This window comes from Pseudomonas sp. VMV1, assembly GCF_056790235.1.
Map to the genome: position 1 here is coordinate 237,481 of NZ_JBXGSE010000004.1, position 18,861 is coordinate 256,341.

At 65.9% G+C, this 18,861-nt stretch carries 19 protein-coding genes; 12 read left to right on the top strand and 7 right to left on the bottom strand.

The annotated features are described in order from the left end of the window. Positions 1-20: 20 nt before the first annotated feature. The gene (locus tag ACUCV0_RS15395; protein WP_434775786.1) at positions 21-1,337 is read left to right on the top strand and encodes an ATP-binding protein; all 1,317 of its coding nucleotides are present in this window, start codon (positions 21-23) and stop codon (positions 1,335-1,337) included. 75 nt (positions 1,338-1,412) lie between these two features. Continuing rightward, a complete protein-coding gene (glsB, locus tag ACUCV0_RS15400; protein WP_217265993.1) occupies positions 1,413-2,327 on the top strand; it encodes a glutaminase B in 915 nt (304 codons plus the stop codon). 5 nt (positions 2,328-2,332) lie between these two features. On the opposite strand, the gene ACUCV0_RS15405 is transcribed toward glsB, so the two are convergent. The 3 genes from ACUCV0_RS15405 to ACUCV0_RS15415 form a co-directional block, all read right to left on the bottom strand. Next, positions 2,333-3,217 (bottom strand): hypothetical protein, encoded by an 885-nt coding sequence (locus ACUCV0_RS15405; RefSeq protein ID WP_482213060.1) that lies wholly within the window; start codon positions 3,215-3,217, stop codon positions 2,333-2,335. Positions 3,218-3,302: 85 nt separating this feature from the next. Then, positions 3,303-4,742, bottom strand: a complete 1,440-nt coding sequence (gene cls / locus ACUCV0_RS15410) for a cardiolipin synthase (RefSeq protein ID WP_434775788.1) — start codon at positions 4,740-4,742, stop codon at positions 3,303-3,305. A gap of 28 nt (positions 4,743-4,770) precedes the next feature. Further along, positions 4,771-5,901, bottom strand: coding sequence for a methyltransferase (locus ACUCV0_RS15415; RefSeq protein WP_482213061.1), 1,131 nt, complete (start codon positions 5,899-5,901; stop codon positions 4,771-4,773). A 261-nt stretch (positions 5,902-6,162) separates the two neighbouring features. Here ACUCV0_RS15415 and ACUCV0_RS15420 point away from each other — a divergent pair, with 261 nt between their 5' ends. Further along, the gene (locus ACUCV0_RS15420; RefSeq protein WP_482213062.1) at positions 6,163-6,939 is read left to right on the top strand and encodes a ferredoxin--NADP reductase; all 777 of its coding nucleotides are present in this window, start codon (positions 6,163-6,165) and stop codon (positions 6,937-6,939) included. A 233-nt stretch (positions 6,940-7,172) separates the two neighbouring features. Further along, entirely contained in the window at positions 7,173-8,726 is a 1,554-nt protein-coding gene (locus ACUCV0_RS15425; RefSeq protein ID WP_059313606.1) for a TerC family protein, read from the top strand. Between the two features lie 22 nt (positions 8,727-8,748). Here ACUCV0_RS15425 and mscL read toward each other — a convergent pair whose 3' ends face one another. Then, entirely contained in the window at positions 8,749-9,198 is a 450-nt protein-coding gene (mscL, locus tag ACUCV0_RS15430; protein WP_323149195.1) for a large-conductance mechanosensitive channel protein MscL, read from the bottom strand. 225 nt (positions 9,199-9,423) lie between these two features. Here mscL and ACUCV0_RS15435 point away from each other — a divergent pair, with 225 nt between their 5' ends. From ACUCV0_RS15435 to ACUCV0_RS15455, 5 genes are all read left to right on the top strand, one after another. Continuing rightward, complete coding sequence (locus ACUCV0_RS15435) at positions 9,424-9,663, top strand: HP1242/YdcH family protein (RefSeq protein ID WP_059313608.1); 240 nt, start codon at positions 9,424-9,426, stop codon at positions 9,661-9,663. A 95-nt stretch (positions 9,664-9,758) separates the two neighbouring features. Next, positions 9,759-9,968, top strand: a complete 210-nt coding sequence (locus ACUCV0_RS15440; RefSeq protein ID WP_059313609.1) for a hypothetical protein — start codon at positions 9,759-9,761, stop codon at positions 9,966-9,968. A 144-nt stretch (positions 9,969-10,112) separates the two neighbouring features. After that, positions 10,113-10,382, top strand: a complete 270-nt coding sequence (locus tag ACUCV0_RS15445; RefSeq protein ID WP_059313610.1) for a hypothetical protein — start codon at positions 10,113-10,115, stop codon at positions 10,380-10,382. Positions 10,383-10,498: 116 nt separating this feature from the next. Then, positions 10,499-11,860, top strand: coding sequence for a DNA repair protein RadA (radA, locus tag ACUCV0_RS15450; protein WP_017639095.1), 1,362 nt, complete (start codon positions 10,499-10,501; stop codon positions 11,858-11,860). Between the two features lie 86 nt (positions 11,861-11,946). After that, positions 11,947-12,657, top strand: a complete 711-nt coding sequence (locus tag ACUCV0_RS15455; RefSeq protein WP_271653918.1) for a copper resistance protein B — start codon at positions 11,947-11,949, stop codon at positions 12,655-12,657. Positions 12,658-12,851: 194 nt separating this feature from the next. On the opposite strand, the gene ACUCV0_RS15460 is transcribed toward ACUCV0_RS15455, so the two are convergent. From ACUCV0_RS15460 to ACUCV0_RS15470, 3 genes are all read right to left on the bottom strand, one after another. Next, positions 12,852-13,217 (bottom strand): PilZ domain-containing protein, encoded by a 366-nt coding sequence (locus ACUCV0_RS15460; protein WP_482213063.1) that lies wholly within the window; start codon positions 13,215-13,217, stop codon positions 12,852-12,854. A gap of 145 nt (positions 13,218-13,362) precedes the next feature. Beyond that, positions 13,363-14,001, bottom strand: a complete 639-nt coding sequence (locus ACUCV0_RS15465) for a response regulator (RefSeq protein ID WP_482213064.1) — start codon at positions 13,999-14,001, stop codon at positions 13,363-13,365. Further along, a complete protein-coding gene (locus ACUCV0_RS15470; RefSeq protein WP_482213065.1) occupies positions 13,998-15,371 on the bottom strand; it encodes a cache domain-containing protein in 1,374 nt (457 codons plus the stop codon). Before ACUCV0_RS15470 ends, ACUCV0_RS15465 begins: the two co-directional genes overlap by 4 nt. A 166-nt stretch (positions 15,372-15,537) precedes the next feature. Here ACUCV0_RS15470 and ACUCV0_RS15475 point away from each other — a divergent pair, with 166 nt between their 5' ends. From ACUCV0_RS15475 to yjiA, 3 genes are read left to right on the top strand one after another with little or no spacing between them, the layout of a single operon-like run. Beyond that, complete coding sequence (locus ACUCV0_RS15475; RefSeq protein ID WP_059313615.1) at positions 15,538-17,595, top strand: carbon starvation CstA family protein; 2,058 nt, start codon at positions 15,538-15,540, stop codon at positions 17,593-17,595. Positions 17,596-17,607: 12 nt separating this feature from the next. Then, a complete protein-coding gene (locus tag ACUCV0_RS15480; protein ID WP_007162682.1) occupies positions 17,608-17,811 on the top strand; it encodes a YbdD/YjiX family protein in 204 nt (67 codons plus the stop codon). 56 nt (positions 17,812-17,867) lie between these two features. Then, the gene (yjiA, locus tag ACUCV0_RS15485) at positions 17,868-18,860 is read left to right on the top strand and encodes a GTPase (RefSeq protein WP_482213066.1); all 993 of its coding nucleotides are present in this window, start codon (positions 17,868-17,870) and stop codon (positions 18,858-18,860) included. Position 18,861: the final 1 nt, after the last annotated feature.

Below are 18,861 nucleotides of genomic sequence, written 5' to 3' on the forward strand. Positions count from 1 at the left end.
CTTCTGAGGCGCCACACTAGATGTTCAAGATCCTCGTCCGGCTCTACCTCATCCTGCTGGTGACCTACGGCGCCGCCAGCTACCTGGTGCCCGAGGCGCTGCTCAAAGTGTTCGACGAGCGTTACAGCCGCTATACCCTGGAGCAGCTGCACGGCCCACTCAGCCTGGTACAGCGCGCCTTCGCCACCACGCCGGTGGAACGCTGGCCGGCGTTGCGAGACGAACTGGCCACGGAGCTGGCGCCCATCAGCCTGCGCCTGGTCGCACCTGATGATCCGGCCCTCACCCCGGAGGAGCGCACGGCCCTGGCCGCTGGCAAGCGGCGGGTGCGGCTGGGTGACTATGGCGAACCCAGCGCGGCCCTGGTCCCACTGTCGGGCGAACGCCTGCTGTGGATCGGCATTCCCGAGGCGCCCACCGACATCGCCCTGACCTATTGGGCGATGAACGCCCTGATCGGCGCCGCCTTGCTGATCTGTCTCTATGTCTGGCTGCGCCCGCACTGGCGCGACCTGGAACGGCTGCGGCGTACCGCGGCACGGCTGGGCAAGGGCCATCTCGGCGAGCGTACGGCCATCTCGCCACGCTCGGACATCGGCGAGCTGGCGCGGGCCTTCGATGACATGGCTCAGGAGCTGGAGGCGCTGATCGTCCAGCAGCGCGACCTGCTCAACGCCGTCTCCCACGAATTGCGCACGCCCTTATCGCGTCTGGAATTCGGCCTGGCGCTGCTGCAGGCCGATCCGCTGCCGGCCGAGACCCAGCGGCAGCTGGAGCAACTGGTCCGCCACGTCCGCGAACTGGATGCCCTGGTCGACGAACTGCTGTCCTTCGCCCGGCTGCAGAGCAGCCAGCAGCCCCCCGAGCGCCTGAGCCTGGACCTGAGCGCCTTTCTCGACAGCGTGCTGGCCGACTTCACCGAAGAACAGGAACGCCGCGGCGTCGAGGTGCACCTGGAATTCGCCGCCGCCCCGGCCCGCGCCGAACTGGCACCGCGCCTCACGGCGCGCGCCCTGCAGAATCTGCTGGGCAATGCCTTGCGCTATTGCCAGCGCGAGGTCTGGGTGACGGTTCGCGGTGAGGGCCATGAGCTGCTGATCGCGGTCGAGGACGACGGTGAAGGTATTCCGGCAAGCGATCGCGAGCGGGTCTTCGAGCCCTTCTACCGGCTGGATCGCAGTCGTGATCGCGCCACCGGCGGCTTCGGCCTGGGCCTGGCCATCAGCCGTCGCGCGGTGGAAAACCAGGGCGGTCGCCTGGACCTGGCCGCCGGCACGCGGGGCGGTGCCCGCTTCGAGATCCGTCTGCCTCTGCCGCCGCGCGCGGGGCTCGCCTGAGGGCGCCGCGGCCCCTACACTGGCGCCCCCGTCCGCTTCGGAATCGCTATGCCAGAGCCCTTCGATCGCCATCAGCTGCAGCCTCTGCTCGACCGCATCGCCGCCGCCGCGCCGCACCATTTCGGCGAAGGCAAGGTGGCCGACTACATCCCGGCCCTGGCCGAGGTGGAGCCGGATCACTTCGGCATCGCCGTCTGCGATGTCAACGGCCAGGTCTGGCGTGCCGGAGCGGCTGACACGGCCTTTTCCATCCAGTCCATCTCCAAGGTGCTCAACCTGGTGATCGCCATGCAGCGCCTGGACGAGCCGGACATCTGGACCCGCGTCGGCCGCGAACCCTCCGGCCATGCCTTCAACTCCATGGCCCAGCTGGAAGAAGAGAAGGGCGTGCCGCGCAATCCCTTCATCAATGCCGGTGCCGTGTTGGTCTGCGAACTGCTGGTGTCCCGCATCATGTCGATCCACTGGATGATGCGCGAACAGGCGCGGCGCCTGGCCGGCAATCCGGCGATCAACTTCGACGACCGGGTAGCCCGTTCGGAGATGGACCACAAGGCGCGCAACGCCGCCCTGGCCTATCTGATGAAGGCCTACGGCAACCTCACCAGCGAGGTGGACGACGTCCTCGACGTCTATTTCCACGGCTGCGCCCTGGCCATGAGCTGCGTCGACGTAGCCCGCGCCTTCGCCTTCCTCGCCAACGGTGGGGTCAACCCCCAGGACGGCCAGCCGGTGGTGACACCCCAGCAGACTCGGCAGCTCAATGCCCTGCTGCTGACCTGCGGCCTCTACGACGCCGCGGGCGACTTCGCCTGGCGCGTCGGCCTGCCGGGCAAGAGCGGGGTAGGGGGCGGCATCGTCGCCATCGTGCCGGGGCAGATGAGCATCTGCGTCTGGTCCCCGCGGCTGGACAGCTACGGCAACTCGGTGGCCGGCCTGCGTGCGCTCGAAAGCCTGGTGGAAGGCCTGGGGGTCGCGCCGCTGGGCTGAGGGGCCTAGTAGGCCATGGACAGGCTGAGCGTCACCTGGGGCACCACGCTGTCGGTTTCCCCCTCCGGACCGCTCAGGTCGCGCAGGGCGCCGTCACGGTATAGCGCCAGGGTCTCGGCGCGGGCGCTCCAGCGCGTCTCGCCCCAACGGAACGGTTGCTCCAGGGCCAGGCCGGTGCGGGCATAGAGCCGGTCGCCGGAAGCTGGTCCGTAGAAGCCATTCCAGCCTACTCCGAGCGCACTAGGGAAACTCAGGCGCAGACCGCCAGAGGTGAGATCCATGCCGGGTTCAAGGCTGCCCTGGGTATAGAAGCCACCGTCGCCCTGGGTGCGGGTAGTGACCGCCAGCCCTGGTCGCCAGGCGCCCAGGCCCGACTCGGCCTGGTACGCCAGGGTCAGGCTGGCCTCCTGGGTAGTGGCGGCGACATCGTTGGGGCTGCTCTTGACCGTATAGACGAAGCCGACCCTTAGACCTTCCGCCGGCGACACCACCAGGCCGAGCAGGTTGTTGCTCTCGTACCAGCGTCTCGGGCTGACCCGCTCGTCAGCCGATGGGGTGTGAAAGCCGTTGCTGCTGCTGAACACCAACCAGGCATCGGCTGCGCCATCGGCACCCTGGTGCAGATCCAAGGCGAAGCCAGCCTGAACATGCAGGGGGATGCGGTCGAGACTGGCCGCATCGTCGTCATAGTTGCCGCGGGAGAAATCGCCATTGCGGGCATCCACCCCCAGTTGCGGGTGGAAGCGCCCGGAGGTCTCGCTAACCTCCACGCTGCTCAGCGCGGCGTCTTCGCTGTCGAGGGAGGGCACGCTACGCGGCGCGGCGGTGGCATCCAGGGCCAGAAAGCCCGCCAGCAGACAGAAACAACGCAGGGGCGAGGGGGATGGCATGGCGGGCGACTCCGGGGACACGGGGCGCTCCGGGCGTGGCGCCATGGGGCATGGGACCGGACCGTCCCAGAGCGGGTTCCGGGGTCTACAGCACCGGCGAGAACACCCGCGCTACCCGCATGGCTACCCGCCGCCAGCGGCGCAGGGCTACGTTGTCCTCGGGCGTGAGTTCGCGAGAGCGGCTGAAGTCGTGCTCCAGCATCTTGCGCACCTCCCAGGCGAAGGGGACGTCCATCACCATCACCATGACCTCGAAGTTAAGGCGGAAGGACCGATTGTCCAGGTTCGCGCTACCCACCGCGGCGACGTCCTCGTCGATCAGCACCACCTTCTGGTGCAGGAAGCCAGGGCCGTAGCGAAACACCCGCACTCCCGCATGCACCGCCTCGAAGGCATAGAGGTAGGAGGCGGCATAGACCACCTTGTGATCCGGCCGCGAGGGCAGCAGGATGCGCACGTCCACTCCGCGCAGGGCGGCCAGGCGCAGGGCCGCCGACACGGCTTCGTCGGGGATGAAGTAGGGGGTGGTGATCCAGATGCGATGACGCGCCGAATGGATGGCCTCGACGAAGAACAGAGAGCAGGTCTCCTGGTCATCCGCCGGCCCGCTGGGCACCACCTGGCACAGCACCCCGCCTTCTTCGTAGCGTTCCGGCAGCAGCAGGGTGGGCAATCGGCGGGTCACCCAGTACCAGTCCTGGGCGAAGGTCTCCTGCAGGGTGGCCAGGGCGGGGCCACGCAGCTCCAGGTGGGTGTCGCGCCAGGGCGCCAGGGGTGGCTTGAGCCCCATGTATTCGTCGCCGACATTGAGGCCGCCGGTGAAGCCCACCTCGCCATCCACCACCACGATCTTGCGGTGGTTGCGGAAGTTGACCTGGAATCGGTTGATCAGTCCGCGGCGGTTGCTGAAGCCCTTTACCTCGCAACCGGCTTCGCGCAGCGTTTCCACATAGGTTCGCGGCAAGGCATGGCTGCCGATGGCGTCGTAGAGCAGATAGACCTTAACCCCGGCGCGGGCACGGTCGAGCAGGGTGTTCTGCAAGGCCAGGCCGAGGGCGTCGTCATGGATGATGAAGAACTGCACCAGCACCACCTTCTGCGCGCCGCGGATGGCACCGAGGATGGCGGCGAAGGTTTCCTCACCGTTGATCAGCAACCGCACCTGATTGTTGGCCACGCAGGGGGTGCCGGTGAGGGCGGTCATGGCCCGGAGCTTGCGATTGGCCGCGCTGCACTGCTGGGCGGCCATGGCCTCGGCGATCCAGGGCCGCCAGTCCAGTTCGGCGGCCTGGCGCGCCATCTCCTCGTCGGCCTGGCGCCGCGCCTTCACATAGCTGTCGAAGCGTCGCCGGCCAAACACCAGGTAGGGAATCAGGCTGAGGAAGGGCATGAACACCAGTGCCATGGCCCAGGCCATGGCGCCCTGGGCAGTGCGCACCGTGACGATGGCATGCACCGCCGCGCTGATGCCGATCAGTTCGAGGACCAGGGCGACGTAGTGGAGATCGAGGGGCAGGGAAGGCACGCGGGCAGCTCTCGCTCCTGGGTGGATGTCAGAGAGGTTGGACCGCCCTCAGCACCACGAATTTCGGCGTGGCCGCGATCTGTTCGACGCGCTTGAACAGTCGCTTGAGCTTGACGTGGTAACCCAGGTGGCGATTGCCCACCAGCCAGAGTTCGCCCTGCTCGCTCAGCGCCGCCCGTGCCTGCTGGAACATGCGCCAGGCAAGGAAGTCGCCCACCACCTGCTGCTGGTGGAAGGGCGGATTGCACAGGATCAGGTCCAGCGAGCGCGGTGGCTGTCCGGCCAGCCCATCGGCGGCGAGGATGGCGGCTGGCCGCTCGGGGAAGGCCGCCGTCCAGTTCTCCCGTGCCGACTGCACCGCCATGTAGGACTCGTCCACCAGGGTGAACCGCGCCTCGGGATTGGCCAGGGCACAGGCCAGGGCCAGCACGCCGTTGCCGCAGCCCAGATCGGCCACCCGGGCCTGGCCCAGGCCCTGGGGCAGGTGCGGCAGGAAGGCGCGGGTGCCGATGTCCAGGCCTTCGCGGCAGAAGACATTGGCATGGTTGACCAGGGTCAGCGGTGGTGCGTCCAGCCGATAGCGACTGGGATAGGGCGAGGCCACTGCCGGCCGCGACTCGGGCGTGGCAAATAGCAGTCGGGCTTTCTTCACCGCCAGCGAAGCCTGCACCGGGCCGATATGCCGCTCCAGCAGGTCGCCGGCGGCGCGGGGCAGGTGCTTGAGCATGCCAGCGGCGATCACCCGCGCACCGGGCGCCAGCTGGCCGTGCAGGCGGATCAGTTGTTCCTCCAGCAACGCCAGGGTCTTGGGCACCCGCAGCAGCACCAGGTCGAAGGGACCGCTGGTCGCCTCACTGGCCGGAACGAAGGTCACGGCATCGGCGGCGAGGCCGTTGCGCGCCAGATTCGCCGCCAGCGCCAGGGCCGCCAGGTGCGAATCGCCACTGGAGGTGACCCGGGCATGGGCGGCGAGGCTGGCGGCTAGGGCGCCGAAGCCGTCGTTGAGCACCAGCACCCGGGCGGCGGGGTCCAGGCCGTGCTCGGCGACCTGCTGCAGGAGGTACTCGTCGGCGGCGTCGAAGGCCTGCAGGGGATCGTCACGGCGCGGTGGCTGACGGTCAAGTTCGAGGGTGGCGAAGGGCGAGACGAGAGAAGGCATGGTTTCTGTCGGTGTTTATCGGCGGCCCAGTGCGGGACAATGGCGCAAAGATCCTTTTTACGATCTGCTGCGCGTCGGTCAAACGGCGTTGAAAATGGCCTGGGTCGCCAGCCCGGTCGGAATGCTCATTTACCACTCGTAAACGCGAGCACGAGACCGGTCCGCTTCCTCAGCCATTTTCGCGGGGCCGCCTAGGCCTTGTTTGGCTCTAGCTCGCGAGATCGTAAACAGGCTCTAAGCAATCGGGAAAAAGAGGCCAGTATGACCGCCACCGAAGACAAGTTCACCCGCGAGACGATCACCGCCGTCTGGCCCTGGAGCGACAACCTCTTCAGCCTGAGGACCACGCGTGACTCGCGCTATCGCTTTCGCGCCGGCCAGTTCGCCCGGCTGGGCGTGCGCAAGGCCGATGGCGACATCGTCTGGCGCGCCTACTCCATGGTCTCGGCACCTCATGATGAATTCCTCGAATTCTTTTCCATCGTGGTGCCTGGCGGCGCCTTCACCAGCGAGCTGAGCCGCCTGCGCGAGGGCGACGAGCTGCTGGTGGAAAAGCAGCCCTATGGCTATCTCACCCTGGAGCGCTTCGGCGGCGGGCGCGATCTCTGGCTGCTGGCCACCGGTACCGGTCTCGCGCCCTTCCTGTCGATGCTGCAGGAGCCCGATACCTGGGAGCGCTTCGAGCGCATCGTGCTGGTCTACAGCGTGCGCGAGGCCCGCGACCTGGCCTACCAAGACGTCATCAACGGCTACGGCCAGGTGGAACACCTCGAAGGCCTTACCGACCGCCTGGTCTATGTGCCCGTGGTGACCCGCGAAGACCATCCGGGTGCGCTGCGTGGCCGCATCACCACCCTGATCGAGAACGGCGAGCTGGAGCGCGCCGCCGGCGTCACGCTGTCGCCCGAGCACTCGCGGATCCTCATCTGCGGCAATCCGGAGATGGTCGATGAGACCCGTCAGCTGCTCAAGACCCGTGATCTGCAGCTGGCCCTGAGCCGCCGGCCCGGTCAGGTGGCCGTGGAAAACTACTGGTAATTGTGGGGCTACAGGGGCGTCTTTACGTTTTCTTCACAATTGGAAAAGGTTGGGCCTTTAGCTTTGGGCCCGCCTTGCTCTAGGATCGGAAATTCCAAGGCTACCTTTCGAGTTCCGATGAGCAGTGACAGATCCGAGCCGCCCCCGGCCCCCTGGCCGGGTGCGGCTGACACCCCCTCCCGCTTTCTTTCCTCCGTGGCCGTTCGGCCCGCTCATACGGAGGTCCGCTGCTGATGGAATGGATCGCCGATCCCACCGCCTGGTTGGGCCTGCTCACCCTGATCGTCCTGGAAATCGTCCTGGGCATCGACAACCTGGTCTTTATCGCCATCCTCGCCGACAAGCTGCCGCCCGCGCAGCGTGACAAGGCGCGGGTCATCGGCCTGTCACTGGCGCTGATCATGCGCCTGGGCCTGCTGGCCAGCATCTCCTGGATGGTGACCCTCACCGAACCGCTGTTCGAGGTGTTCGGCAAGGCCTTCTCCGGCCGCGACCTCATCATGCTGTTCGGCGGTATCTTCCTGTTGTTCAAGGCCACCACCGAGCTGCACGAACGCATCGAGGGCCACACCCACAAGACCGGCGGCAATCGCGCCTATGCCGCCTTCTGGCCGGTCGTGGCGCAGATCGTGGTGCTCGACGCCGTGTTCTCGCTGGACGCCGTCATCACCGCCGTGGGCATGGTCGAGCACCTGAGCGTGATGATGATCGCCGTGATCATCTCCATCGGCCTGATGCTGGTGGCGAGCAAGCCGCTGACCGCCTTCGTCAACGCCCACCCCACGGTGATCATGCTGTGCCTGGGCTTCCTGATGATGATCGGCCTGAGCCTGACCGCCGAGGGCCTGGGCTTCCACATTCCCAAGGGCTATCTCTACGCCGCCATCGGCTTCTCGATCCTCATCGAGATAGCCAACCAGGTGGTGCGCTGGAAGCGCAAGCGGCAGATGCACGAGCGTCTCGGCATGCGGGCGCGCACCTCCCAGGCCGTACTGCGCCTGCTGGGTGGTCGCCTGCGCGAAGACGAGGTGGATGAAGACATCGCCGAACTGCTGGATGGCGAGAAGGGGGAGAGTCCGGTCTTCGATCGGCGCGAGCGCCTGATGATCAGCGGCGTGCTGCAACTGGGCGAGCGTCCGGTGCGTGCGGTGATGACCGCCCGCGCCGACGTCGACATCCTCGATGCCGACGCCCCGCCGGAACGGCTGCACGAGCAACTGCTGGCCTCGGCCCACTCGCGCCTGCCGCTGGTGGTCAACGGCAACATCGATGAACCCCTGGGCTACGTGCACAAGAAGGAGCTGTTCGCCGACATCCTCCAGGGCCAGTCGCCTGACCTGCGCGCCCGGGTGCGGATGCCTATCCATCTGCCGGCCCAGGCCACGGTGCTGGGCGCCCTGGAACAGCTACGCGCGGCATCCACCCACGTGGCCTTCGTGGTCAACGAGTTCGGTGGCTTCGAAGGTCTGCTGACCCTGACCGACATCCTCGAGGCCATCGCCGGCGAATTGCCGGACGCCAGCGAGGACAGCCTGCCGGAGCTAGAGAAGGTGGAGAACGGCTATCGCGCCAGCGGCGGCCTGAATCTGCATCCCCTGGCTCAGCGCACCGGTTTCCAGATCCCGGAAAACGAGGACTACCAGACCCTGGGGGGATTGGTGGTGGACCTGTTGGGGCGCTTGCCGATGGCAGGTGACCGTCTGGAGTACCAGGGCTGGCAGTTGACGGTGGAATCGGTCAAGGATCGGCGGATCGGCTGGATCCGCCTGGAGCGACCCGCCTCCTAGCGAGGCGGGATCTGGCAAGGTTCTACTGCGGGGTGATCGGCGGTTCCTGCTTGACGACGGGAGCCGCGGGCGCCTGGCTGTTCTGCTCTTTCAGCAGATCACGGATCTCGGTCAGCAGCACCTGGTCCTTGGTAGGGCCCGAGGGGGCGGCGTCCTGATGCAGGCGCAGGCGATTGAGCACCTTGATCGCCATGAAGATGGCGAAGGCGATGATCACGAAGTCGAAGATGGTCTGCAGGAACTTGCCATAGGCGATCACCACCGCCGGCTGGTCGCCTATGGCCGCTCTCAGCGTGATCGCCAGCTGCGAGAAGTCCACGCCTCCCAGCAGCAGGCCCAGCGGCGGCGTGATGATATCGGCCACGAAGGACGACACGATCTTGCCGAAGGCAGCGCCCAGGATGATGCCGACCGCCAGGTCGACCACATTGCCTCGCATGGCGAACTTCTTGAACTCGGCGATGATACTCATGCTGTACTCCTTTGGATGGTTTCGAAGAGACGATAGCCGATTGTGATCGCTTCGCTCGGGTTTGGAACCTCAGGGACGGTCTTCAGGTTCCCCAGGCGCGGCAAATCGCTCGGAAAGAGGCAACTGGTCGTGGCTGTCGCACTTTGTCGAAGGCCTCGGGTCCACCCTGTAAGACGATGGCTACGGCCTTCGCGCTTCAAACCCACTGCGCCCAAGGAGCCTCTGATGGTTGCCAAACACGACCTGCACAAAGACTTTCCCGAGTACGCCGAACAGCTGGACAGTCGTCCGCAGTCCGATCCGGATTTCGCCAAGCTGCTGGAGGACTACCAGAAGCTCGATCAGCAGATCCTCGCTCTGGAAGAGGTGGAGGAATCCAGTGGCGATGAAGATCTGGGTCGTCTGCGTCGGGAACGTGTCCTGCTCAAGGACAAAATTGCCCAGCAGCTGAAATACCCGTCCTAGCCGGCCCGGGCTCTGCCTGCCGCGTCGAGCCGCGCTCGGCGCGATTGGCAAGGGCTGTCGACGTTGCCATCATGGCCTCCCTCAGGAGAGGGCCGATGACAGACGAAGTGGCGATGTACCAACAATGGCACCTGTGGATCACCGAAGCGGCCGTGGAAGACCAACGCCGCCGGGTGCAACGGGAATTCGCTGAATACAGCCGACTGCTCGCCTGTCTGCAGCATCTCGAACAGGAGCGCTGGCAGCAGGCGTTGCCGGTCTGGCTCCGGGGTGATTCGGGCCTGATCTCGACGCTCAAACACTAGTGTCAGAGCCCTTTGTCGGAGAGCTGGATGACATTTTGCTGAACGACGAGCGGCGCCTGGCGGTCAATGGGATACCCCAAAGGAATTTCGCGGGGTGAGCGAGGTTAATCCGGCCTACCTGGCCCTCTCAACGAGGATGTCCCCATGAAGCGTACCGCCCTGATCGCCCTGATGATGTTCGCCACCGCACCCGTGTTCGCCCAGGATCTCTGTACGGTTCAGCTGCAGAAGCTGGACGATGCCAGCAAAATGAAGACCAATATGATCGGGCCGGGCAGTTCCCAGGCCAAACAGATCGCCGAATTCCGCAAGAACGCCATGGCCGCTCAAAAGGCCGGCGACGAGAAGACCTGCATCGCTCAGGCCAACCAGGCCCTGACCATGCTGCGTCAGCCAGGTGGCGAGGGCAACTAGTCCTCGAGGCCGTAAATCCCAGAGGCGCGCTTCGCGAGAAGCGCGCCTTTTTACTGTCTATGCATCCAGTCGTGGTATGCTGGGAAACTCTTTCCTTCTCGACTGGAGAACCCGCCATGGCCAAGGCCAAGCGTCTCTACGGCTGCACCGAGTGTGGCGCCACCTTTCCCAAGTGGGCGGGCCAGTGCGGCGAGTGCGGTGCCTGGAATACCCTGGTGGAAACCGTCGTCGAGACCTCCGCCGTACCCTCCGGTCGCGCCGGCTGGGCTGGAGCCCAGGCGACCATCAAGACCCTGGCCGAGGTCAGCGTCGAGGAAACCCCGCGCTTCACCACCGACTCCACCGAACTCGACCGCGTACTGGGTGGCGGTCTGGTGGATGGCTCCGTGGTGCTGATCGGCGGCGATCCGGGCATCGGCAAATCCACCATCCTGCTGCAGACCCTCTGCCACCTGGCTGCGCGCATGCCGGCGCTCTATGTCACCGGCGAGGAGTCCCAGCAGCAGGTGGCGATGCGCGCCCGGCGTCTGGGCCTGCCGGAAGACAAGCTCAAGGTCATGACCGAGACCTGCATCGAGACCATCGTCGCCACCGCGCGCCAGGAAAAGCCGCGGGTCATGGTGATCGACTCCATCCAGACCATCTTCACCGAGCAGCTGCAGTCCGCACCCGGCGGGGTGGCCCAGGTGCGCGAGAGCGCGGCGCTGCTGGTGCGCTTCGCCAAGCAGACCGGTACCGCCATCTTCCTGGTCGGCCACGTCACCAAGGAAGGCGCCCTGGCTGGCCCCCGGGTGCTGGAGCACATGGTCGACACCGTGCTCTATTTCGAGGGTGAGTCCGACGGGCGCCTGCGCATGCTGCGGGCGGTCAAGAATCGCTTTGGCGCGGTCAACGAGCTGGGCGTGTTCGGCATGACCGACAAGGGCCTCAAGGAGGTTTCCAACCCCTCGGCGATCTTTCTCAATCGCGCTCAGGAGGCCGTGGCCGGCAGCGTGGTCATGGCGACGTGGGAGGGTTCGCGGCCCATGCTGGTGGAGGTGCAGGCGCTGGTGGACACCAGCCACCTGGCCAATCCGCGGCGGGTCACCGTGGGCCTGGACCAGAATCGCCTGGCCATGCTGCTGGCCGTGCTGCACCGTCATGGCAGCATTCCTACCTACGACCAGGACGTCTTCATCAACGTGGTCGGCGGGGTCAAGGTACTGGAGACGGCGGTGGACCTGGCGCTGATGTCGGCGGTGATCTCCAGTCTGAGGGACCGCGCCCTGCCGCATGATCTGCTGGTGTTCGGCGAGATCGGCCTGTCCGGCGAGATCCGGCCGGTGCCCAGTGGCCAGGAGCGCCTCAAGGAGGCTGCCAAGCACGGTTTCAAGCGCGCCATCGTGCCCAAGGGCAATGCGCCCAAGGATCCGCCGCCCGGTCTGCAGGTGGTGGCGGTGACCCGGCTGGAGCAGGCGCTGGATGCGCTGTTCGAATAGCCTGGAGCGGCTTTTGTAATATTTTTTAAAACTCTGGGCGGGCGAGGGTGGTCTATCAGGCGCTTCCACGACCCTGGATACCCGCCATGCCTCGTCTGCTCTCCTTGTCCGTACTCATCGCCGGCCTTGTCTCCAGTGCCCTGGCCCAGGCTTCCGATCCCAATGGCACCGCCCCGGCCAGTCTGGAAGTGGATCAGCTCGAATGGCAACACGCCGATGAAGGCAGCGTCTTCAACTGGGACCTGGAAGGTTGGGCCTTTGGCGGCGGCGCCAATCGCCTGGATTTCCGCAGCCAGGGCGAACGCACCAATGGCCACACCGAGCAGGCCGAGGTGCAGGCGCTCTGGGGCCATGTCCTGACCCAGGGCTGGGGCACCGTCGCCGGTATCCGCCAGGATTTCAAACCGGGTTCGCCACAGACCTGGGCTGCCCTGGGTATCCAGGAGCACGATCCCGAGGATCTCGACGTCGAGATCACCGCCTTCATCGGCGAGAACAACCAGACGGCGTTGCGCCTGGAAGCCGAATACGACTGGGCGCTGACCCAGCGGCTCATCCTGCAGCCTCACACCGAACTCAACTTCTATGGCCGCAACGACGAGTCACGCGGCCAGGGCGCGGGCTTCGCCGAAAGCGAAGCCGGGCTGCGCCTGAGATACCAGGTGACGCCGGAAGTGGCGCCCTATGTCGGGGTGTCCTGGAATGCCACCCATGGCAACACTGCCGCCATGGCGCGGGAAGAGGGTGAAGACACCCACGATGCCCGGCTGGTGGTGGGTCTGCATCTGGAGTTCTAACAGTAAGGTCGAGAAGACGAACCTTCCCGCGGGTTGACGCTGAGCGCAGCGAAGCCCAACGCCGTCAACCTGGTGAAAAAGGCTGTGCCGTTTTCCACCGGCTTCACTGATCGCGGCCTTGGTGGTCCGCTGCGACCGCTCCTACAGGTCCAGCTACTCCGGTAGGAGCGGCCCATGGCCGCGATCAAATTGACCTACCACTCCCCCAGCGCCGCCAACTCGCGCTCCAGCAGGGTCTCGTCACCAAGGTTCAGCTCCACTAGCCGCCGTAGGTGGCTGATGGAATCCAGGTCGATCTGCCGGCAGGCGAAGGCCAGCTGTTCCGGGGTTTCCCGCACCAGCTCCACATCCATGCTCACCTGGGTCTCGTCGTTGAGCAGGACGCGCAGCTGATAGTCCGCGCTCGACTGGGCGGACCAGTCGGCGGGTCGCGCCAGCAGCACGCCCTTGAGCGAGATGTCGTCCACGGGCGCTGCCCACTGGCGCTCACCCTGGTGCAACTGCGCGGGGGCATCGAAGGTGAAGCGGGTAAAGCGGCGACGCTCGTTGGTGTCGTTCATGGAAGGCTTCCTGAGGTTTCCTGATCACTGTAGACGACAGCCGTCGTCCCGTATCGACTTCTCCTGCGAGGGTAGCGGTCTCGGCCCGGCGGAGCCAGAACGAGACGGCTCATTGGTCGCCTGGGTGCGAGCAGCGGCCTTTTGGTCAGGCTTTGGAGGCGTCCTCGGGGCGCCAGCCGTACTCGCGCGCATGGCGGACCAGATCCGCCGGCTTCTGGATGTCCAGCTTGCGGCGGATGCTCAGGCGGTGGGTCTCCACCGTGCGCACGCTGAGGTTCAGTTGCTGGGCCATGGTCTTGTTGTTGAGCCCCTGGGCCATCAGCAGCAGCACCTGGCGCTCGCGCGGGGTGAGTTCGCCTTCGCTGGCGCCGCCTTCACCCAGGCGGGCGGCGATGGCGCTGCTGTAGAAGCGTCCGCCCACCGCCAGTGCCTCGACCGCGGCGATGATCTCTTCGGAAGGGGCATCCTTGAGTACGTAGCCGGCCGCGCCCACCCGCAGCGAGGTACTGACGTATTCACGATTGTCGTACATGCTCAGGATCAGCACCCGGGCGCGCGGTGCCCGCGCGGCGATCTGGGCGGTCAGCTCCAGGCCGTTGATGTCCTTGAGGCCGATGTCCACCAGCAGGATGTCGGGGTCGAGGCGCGCCAGCAGGTCGAGGGCCTCCGCGCCGCTGCTGGCTTCGCCGACCACGGCGAAGCGCTCGATGGTGCCCAGCAACGCCCGCACCCCGGCGCGGACCAGGGCATGATCGTCGACCAGGACGATACGGATCGGCGTCATGTCAGGCTCTCCTCGTCGGCGGCAAGGTCCGAGCGTAGCAGAACCACGTCCAGGGTCGTGCCGCCGGGGCCGGACTGGATGGCGCAGCGGCCGCCGAAGAGCTCCACCCGTTCGCGGATGTTGCGCAGGCCGATGCCGCCGCTGAGACGTTCCACCTGGCCGGTGTCGAAGCCGCGACCGTCGTCGTGCACGGTCAGGCAGATCCAGCGACCGCGCCGTTGCAGATCGATCACCACGTGCCGCGCCGCGGCGTGGCGTTCGATATTGGTCAAGGCCTCCTGGACGATGCGAAACAGGGCGACGTCCATGTCGCCGCCGGCGGGGCTGTCATCCAGGGTCTGCCGGTAATCCACCGCCAGGCCGCTGCGTTGGCGAAATTCCTCCACCAACTGGCCGAGGGCGGCCGGCAGGCCAAGGGTATCCAGCAGCGAGGGATGCAGGTCGTGGGAGATACGGCGGATCTCGCCGATGGCCGCGGCCAGGCGCTGGGTGCCCTCACGCAGGGTCTCACCGGCGCTGGGCTTGCTCGCGTCCAGTTCGCGGCTGGCCAATTCGAACTGGAACTTGATGGACACCAGCAACTGGCTGATACCGTCGTGCAGCTCGCGTGACAGCCGCGAGCGCTCTTCCTCCTGGGAGGTGATGAGACGCTGGGTCAGCTGCTTGAGCTTGCGATCGGCCTGGCGGTGCTCGCTGACGTTGAGCGTCAGGCCGCCGGCGAACACCAGCAATACCGCCACCAGCGCCACCGCGGCGCTGGCCAGCAGGGTGGTGCGGATACCGGCGGCCACGTCGTGGCGCACCTGGGCGAGGGCCGCGTCGACGTCGTCCAGGTAGAGGCCGGTGCCCAGCACCCAGCCCCAGCGCTGCAGCTGGGTCACGTAGGCGAGTTTCGCCGCCATCTGGCCGGTGGAGGGCTTCTGCCAGCCGTAGCGCTGGAAGCCATCGCCCGTGCGGGCGCTTTTGAACAGCGCCTGGATCACCAGCAGACCATTGCCATCGGTGAGCTGCCAGAGGTCCTGACCGACCAACTCGGGCTGGCGCGGATGCATGAGATTGCGTCCGTGCTGGTCGTAGACGAAGAAGTAGCCGTCGCTGCCGAAATTCAGGCTGGCCAGCAGCGCCAGTACCTTGGCCTTGGTTTCCTCGTCGTCACGGCCGCTGCCGTACAACGGCTGGATGGCGCTGACGCCCATCTCCACATAGTTGCGCAGCTCGGTCTTCTTGCTGTTGAGGATGCTGTGTTCGAGCAGATGTGCCTGCTGCTCGCCCAGGCGCTGACTCTGTTCCAGCACCACCAGGCAGACCGCTGCCACTGCCAGCAGCAGGGGCAGGAGACCGAGGGCGACCATCTTGTATTTGAGCTGCATCGGGACCTGTCTGGGGCGGGTGTCTACGTAGAACTACGTAGCGGGCCTTGGGTAGTTCTGCGAATTTCGCTGTCGCGTCGCGCCGCCGATAGTAATATGGCTCCGCTGTGGGCTCTCACAATAACAAGTATCGTCGCGGCCACTGGCGCGCGGCAGGAGAACAAGCATGACCCGAATGGCCAGCCATCTAGCCTGGTTCGCCGTTGCTGTACTGGGCGCCTTCGCGCTGGGTACCGTGGCGCTGAGTCGAGGCGAAGCGATCAACGCCCTCTGGATCGTGGTCGCCGCCGTGGCGATCTACCTCGTTGCCTATCGTTACTACAGCCTGTTCATCGCCACCAAGGTGATGGGGCTCGATGCCAAGCGTGCCACGCCTGCCGTCCTCAACAACGACGGCCTGGACTACGTGCCCACCAACAAGCACATCCTCTTCGGCCACCACTTCGCCGCCATCGCCGGTGCCGGTCCGCTGGTCGGCCCGGTGCTCGCCGCCCAGATGGGCTACCTGCCCGGCACCCTCTGGCTGATCGCCGGGGTGGTCTTCGCCGGTGCGGTGCAGGACTTCGTGGTCCTGTTCCTCTCCACCCGCCGCAATGGCCGCTCCCTGGGCGACATGGTGCGCGAGGAGATGGGACGCATCCCCGGTACCATCGCGCTGTTCGGCTGCTTCCTGATCATGATCATCATCCTCGCAGTGCTGGCGCTGATCGTGGTCAAGGCCCTGGCCGAGAGCCCCTGGGGCATGTTCACGGTGATCGCCACCCTGCCGATCGCCATGTTCATGGGCGTCTACATGAGATACATCCGCCCCGGTCGCATCGGCGAGATCTCGCTGATCGGCGTGGTGCTGCTGCTGGCCTCCATCTGGGCCGGTGGCCTGGTCGCCGCCGATCCGGTCTGGGGCCCGGCCTTCACCTTCACCGGCATACAGATCACCTGGATGCTGATCGGCTACGGCTTCGTCGCCGCCGTGTTGCCGGTCTGGCTGGTACTGGCCCCGCGTGACTACCTGTCCACCTTCCTCAAGATCGGCACCATCATCGCCCTGGCCATCGGTATCCTGGTGACCATGCCGATGCTCAAGATGCCGGCCCTGACCCAGTTCGTCGACGGTACCGGCCCGGTCTGGAAGGGCACCCTGTTCCCCTTCCTGTTCATCACCATCGCCTGCGGCGCGGTGTCCGGCTTCCATGCCCTGATCAGCTCGGGCACCACGCCCAAGCTGATCGCCAAGGAAACCCATGCCCGCTACATCGGCTACGGCGCCATGCTGATGGAGTCCTTCGTCGCCATCATGGCCATGGTCGCCGCCTCGGTGATCGAGCCGGGCGTCTACTTCGCCATGAACAGTCCGGCCGCCGTGGTCGGCGCCGACGTGGTGTCGGTGGCCGCCAAGATCAGCACCTGGGGCTTCGTGGTGACGCCTGAGATGCTGCAGGCCACCGCCACCGAGATCGGTGAGCACACCATCCTGGCGCGTGCCGGTGGTGCGCCGACCCTGGCGGTGGGCATCGCCCAGATCATGCACAACGTGCTGCCGGGCGAGAACACCATGGCCTTCTGGTACCACTTCGCGATCCTGTTCGAGGCGCTGTTCATCCTCACCGCGGTGGACGCCGGTACCCGTGCCGGGCGCTTCATGCTGCAGGATTTGCTGGGCAGTTTCGTGCCATCCCTGAAGCGGACCGACTCCTGGACTGCCAACGTCATCGGTACCGCCGGTTGCGTCGCCCTCTGGGGCTGGCTGCTGTACCAGGGCGTGGTCGATCCGCTGGGCGGCATCAACACCCTCTGGCCGCTGTTCGGTATCTCCAACCAGATGCTCGCCGGTATCGCCCTGATGCTGGGCTCCGTGGTCCTGATCAAGATGAAGCGCCAGCGCTATGTCTGGGTCACCCTGGTGCCAGCCGTCTGGCTGCTGATCTGCACCACCACCGCCAGCCTGATCAAGCTGTTCGATTCGAATCCGGCGGTCGGCTTCCTGGCCCTGGCCAAGAAGTACAGCACCGCCATGGACCAAGGCCAGGTGATCGCCCCGGCCAAGAGCATGGAGCAGATGCAGCACATCGTCTTCAACGCCTACACCAACGCCACCCTGTCGGTACTGTTCCTGGTGGTGGTGATGAGCATTCTGTTCTTTTCCATCAAGGTCGGTCGCGCCGCCCTGGCCAAGCCCGAGCGCAGCGATCGCGAAACCCCCTTCCAGCCGGTAGCGGGTTCCTAAAGGAGCACTCTCATGTTCAATGACCTGGGTCGCATGGGCAAATACCTCGGGCAGGCCGCCAAGATGCTGGTGGGCATGCCCGACTACGACACCTATGTCGAGCACATGCGTGGCAAGCATCCTGATCAGCCGGTGATGAGCTACGAAGCCTTCTTCCGCGAACGCCAGGAAGCGCGCTACGGTGGCGGCAAGTCCGGCGCCATCCGCTGCTGCTGACCATGGGTCACCCAAGGCCGGGCTCCATGCCCGGCCTCTTTCTGTCTGGAGTTTCCATGCGTGAACCTATTCCCGTCACCGTCCTGACCGGCTTTCTCGGTGCCGGCAAGACCACCCTGCTCAAGCACATCCTGCAGGCCGAGCACGGTCTCAAGATCGCCGTGATCGAAAACGAATTCAGTGCCCTGGACGTCGATGGCGAACTGCTCGAAGACGCCGGCGCGGTACAACTGATGAAGGTGGCCAACGGCTGTGTCTGCTGCACCGGCAGCAAGGACCTGGCCTATGCCCTGACCGTGCTATTGGAGCGGCTGGACAGCGGAGAGCTGGATTTCGAGCGTCTGGTGGTGGAGTGCACGGGCCTCGCCGATCCCGGTCCGGTGGCCCAGACCTTCTTCACCGACGACCTCTTGCGCGAACGCTATCTGCTCGACGGGGTACTCACCCTGGTGGACGCCGTCCATGCCAGCGAGCAACTGAGCGATCCGCTGTTGCAGGCGCAGATCGGGTTCGCCGATCGCCTGCTGCTGACCAAGCTCGACCTGGCCGAACCGGCCGCCGTCGAGGCGCTGGAGAACCGCCTGCAGCGCATCAACCGTCGCGCGCCGATCCGCCATGTCGATCATGGCCGGATCGAGTTGGCCGAGCTGCTGGATATCCGCGGCTTCAACCTGCACGACGAAGACCTGACGCCGCCCACGCTGTTCCGGCCGCTGCGACCGGTGTCGGAAGCCGTCAGTCTCACCGAGCGCATCCAGTCCATTGCCATCCGTGAGGCGCGCCCCTACGACCAGGACAAGATCGGCAAGGTCATGGAGATGCTGCTCGACACCCTCGGCTGCGACCTGCTGCGCTACAAGGGGCTGCTGAACATCGCCGGCGAGGATCGCCGCCTGCTGTTCCAGGGCGTACAGCAGATCTATGCCGCCGACTGGGAGCGTGACTGGCTGGCGGACGAGGAGCGCGAGAGTCGCGTCGTGCTGATCGGCATGGATCTGCCGGAAGACCGCATCCGCGCGGCCTTCGACCGGGCGGTGGCCAAGGAGTAGG

Bases quoted from the DNA above. Each gene is read 5' to 3' on its own strand.
- ACUCV0_RS15395 (WP_434775786.1), top strand. From the start codon at position 21: ATGTTCAAGATCCTCGTCCGGCTCTACCTCATCCTGCTGGTGACCTAC.
- ACUCV0_RS15405 (WP_482213060.1), bottom strand. From the start codon at position 3,217: ATGCCATCCCCCTCGCCCCTGCGTTGTTTCTGTCTGCTGGCGGGCTTT.
- ACUCV0_RS15415 (WP_482213061.1), bottom strand. From the start codon at position 5,901: ATGCCTTCTCTCGTCTCGCCCTTCGCCACCCTCGAACTTGACCGTCAG.
- ACUCV0_RS15420 (WP_482213062.1), top strand. From the start codon at position 6,163: ATGACCGCCACCGAAGACAAGTTCACCCGCGAGACGATCACCGCCGTC.
- ACUCV0_RS15425 (WP_059313606.1), top strand. From the start codon at position 7,173: ATGGAATGGATCGCCGATCCCACCGCCTGGTTGGGCCTGCTCACCCTG.
- mscL (WP_323149195.1), bottom strand. From the start codon at position 9,198: ATGAGTATCATCGCCGAGTTCAAGAAGTTCGCCATGCGAGGCAATGTG.
- ACUCV0_RS15435 (WP_059313608.1), top strand. From the start codon at position 9,424: ATGGTTGCCAAACACGACCTGCACAAAGACTTTCCCGAGTACGCCGAA.
- ACUCV0_RS15440 (WP_059313609.1), top strand. From the start codon at position 9,759: ATGACAGACGAAGTGGCGATGTACCAACAATGGCACCTGTGGATCACC.
- ACUCV0_RS15445 (WP_059313610.1), top strand. From the start codon at position 10,113: ATGAAGCGTACCGCCCTGATCGCCCTGATGATGTTCGCCACCGCACCC.
- radA (WP_017639095.1), top strand. From the start codon at position 10,499: ATGGCCAAGGCCAAGCGTCTCTACGGCTGCACCGAGTGTGGCGCCACC.
- ACUCV0_RS15455 (WP_271653918.1), top strand. From the start codon at position 11,947: ATGCCTCGTCTGCTCTCCTTGTCCGTACTCATCGCCGGCCTTGTCTCC.
- ACUCV0_RS15460 (WP_482213063.1), bottom strand. From the start codon at position 13,217: ATGAACGACACCAACGAGCGTCGCCGCTTTACCCGCTTCACCTTCGAT.
- ACUCV0_RS15465 (WP_482213064.1), bottom strand. From the start codon at position 14,001: ATGACGCCGATCCGTATCGTCCTGGTCGACGATCATGCCCTGGTCCGC.
- ACUCV0_RS15470 (WP_482213065.1), bottom strand. From the start codon at position 15,371: ATGCAGCTCAAATACAAGATGGTCGCCCTCGGTCTCCTGCCCCTGCTG.
- ACUCV0_RS15475 (WP_059313615.1), top strand. From the start codon at position 15,538: ATGACCCGAATGGCCAGCCATCTAGCCTGGTTCGCCGTTGCTGTACTG.
- ACUCV0_RS15480 (WP_007162682.1), top strand. From the start codon at position 17,608: ATGTTCAATGACCTGGGTCGCATGGGCAAATACCTCGGGCAGGCCGCC.
- yjiA (WP_482213066.1), top strand. From the start codon at position 17,868: ATGCGTGAACCTATTCCCGTCACCGTCCTGACCGGCTTTCTCGGTGCC.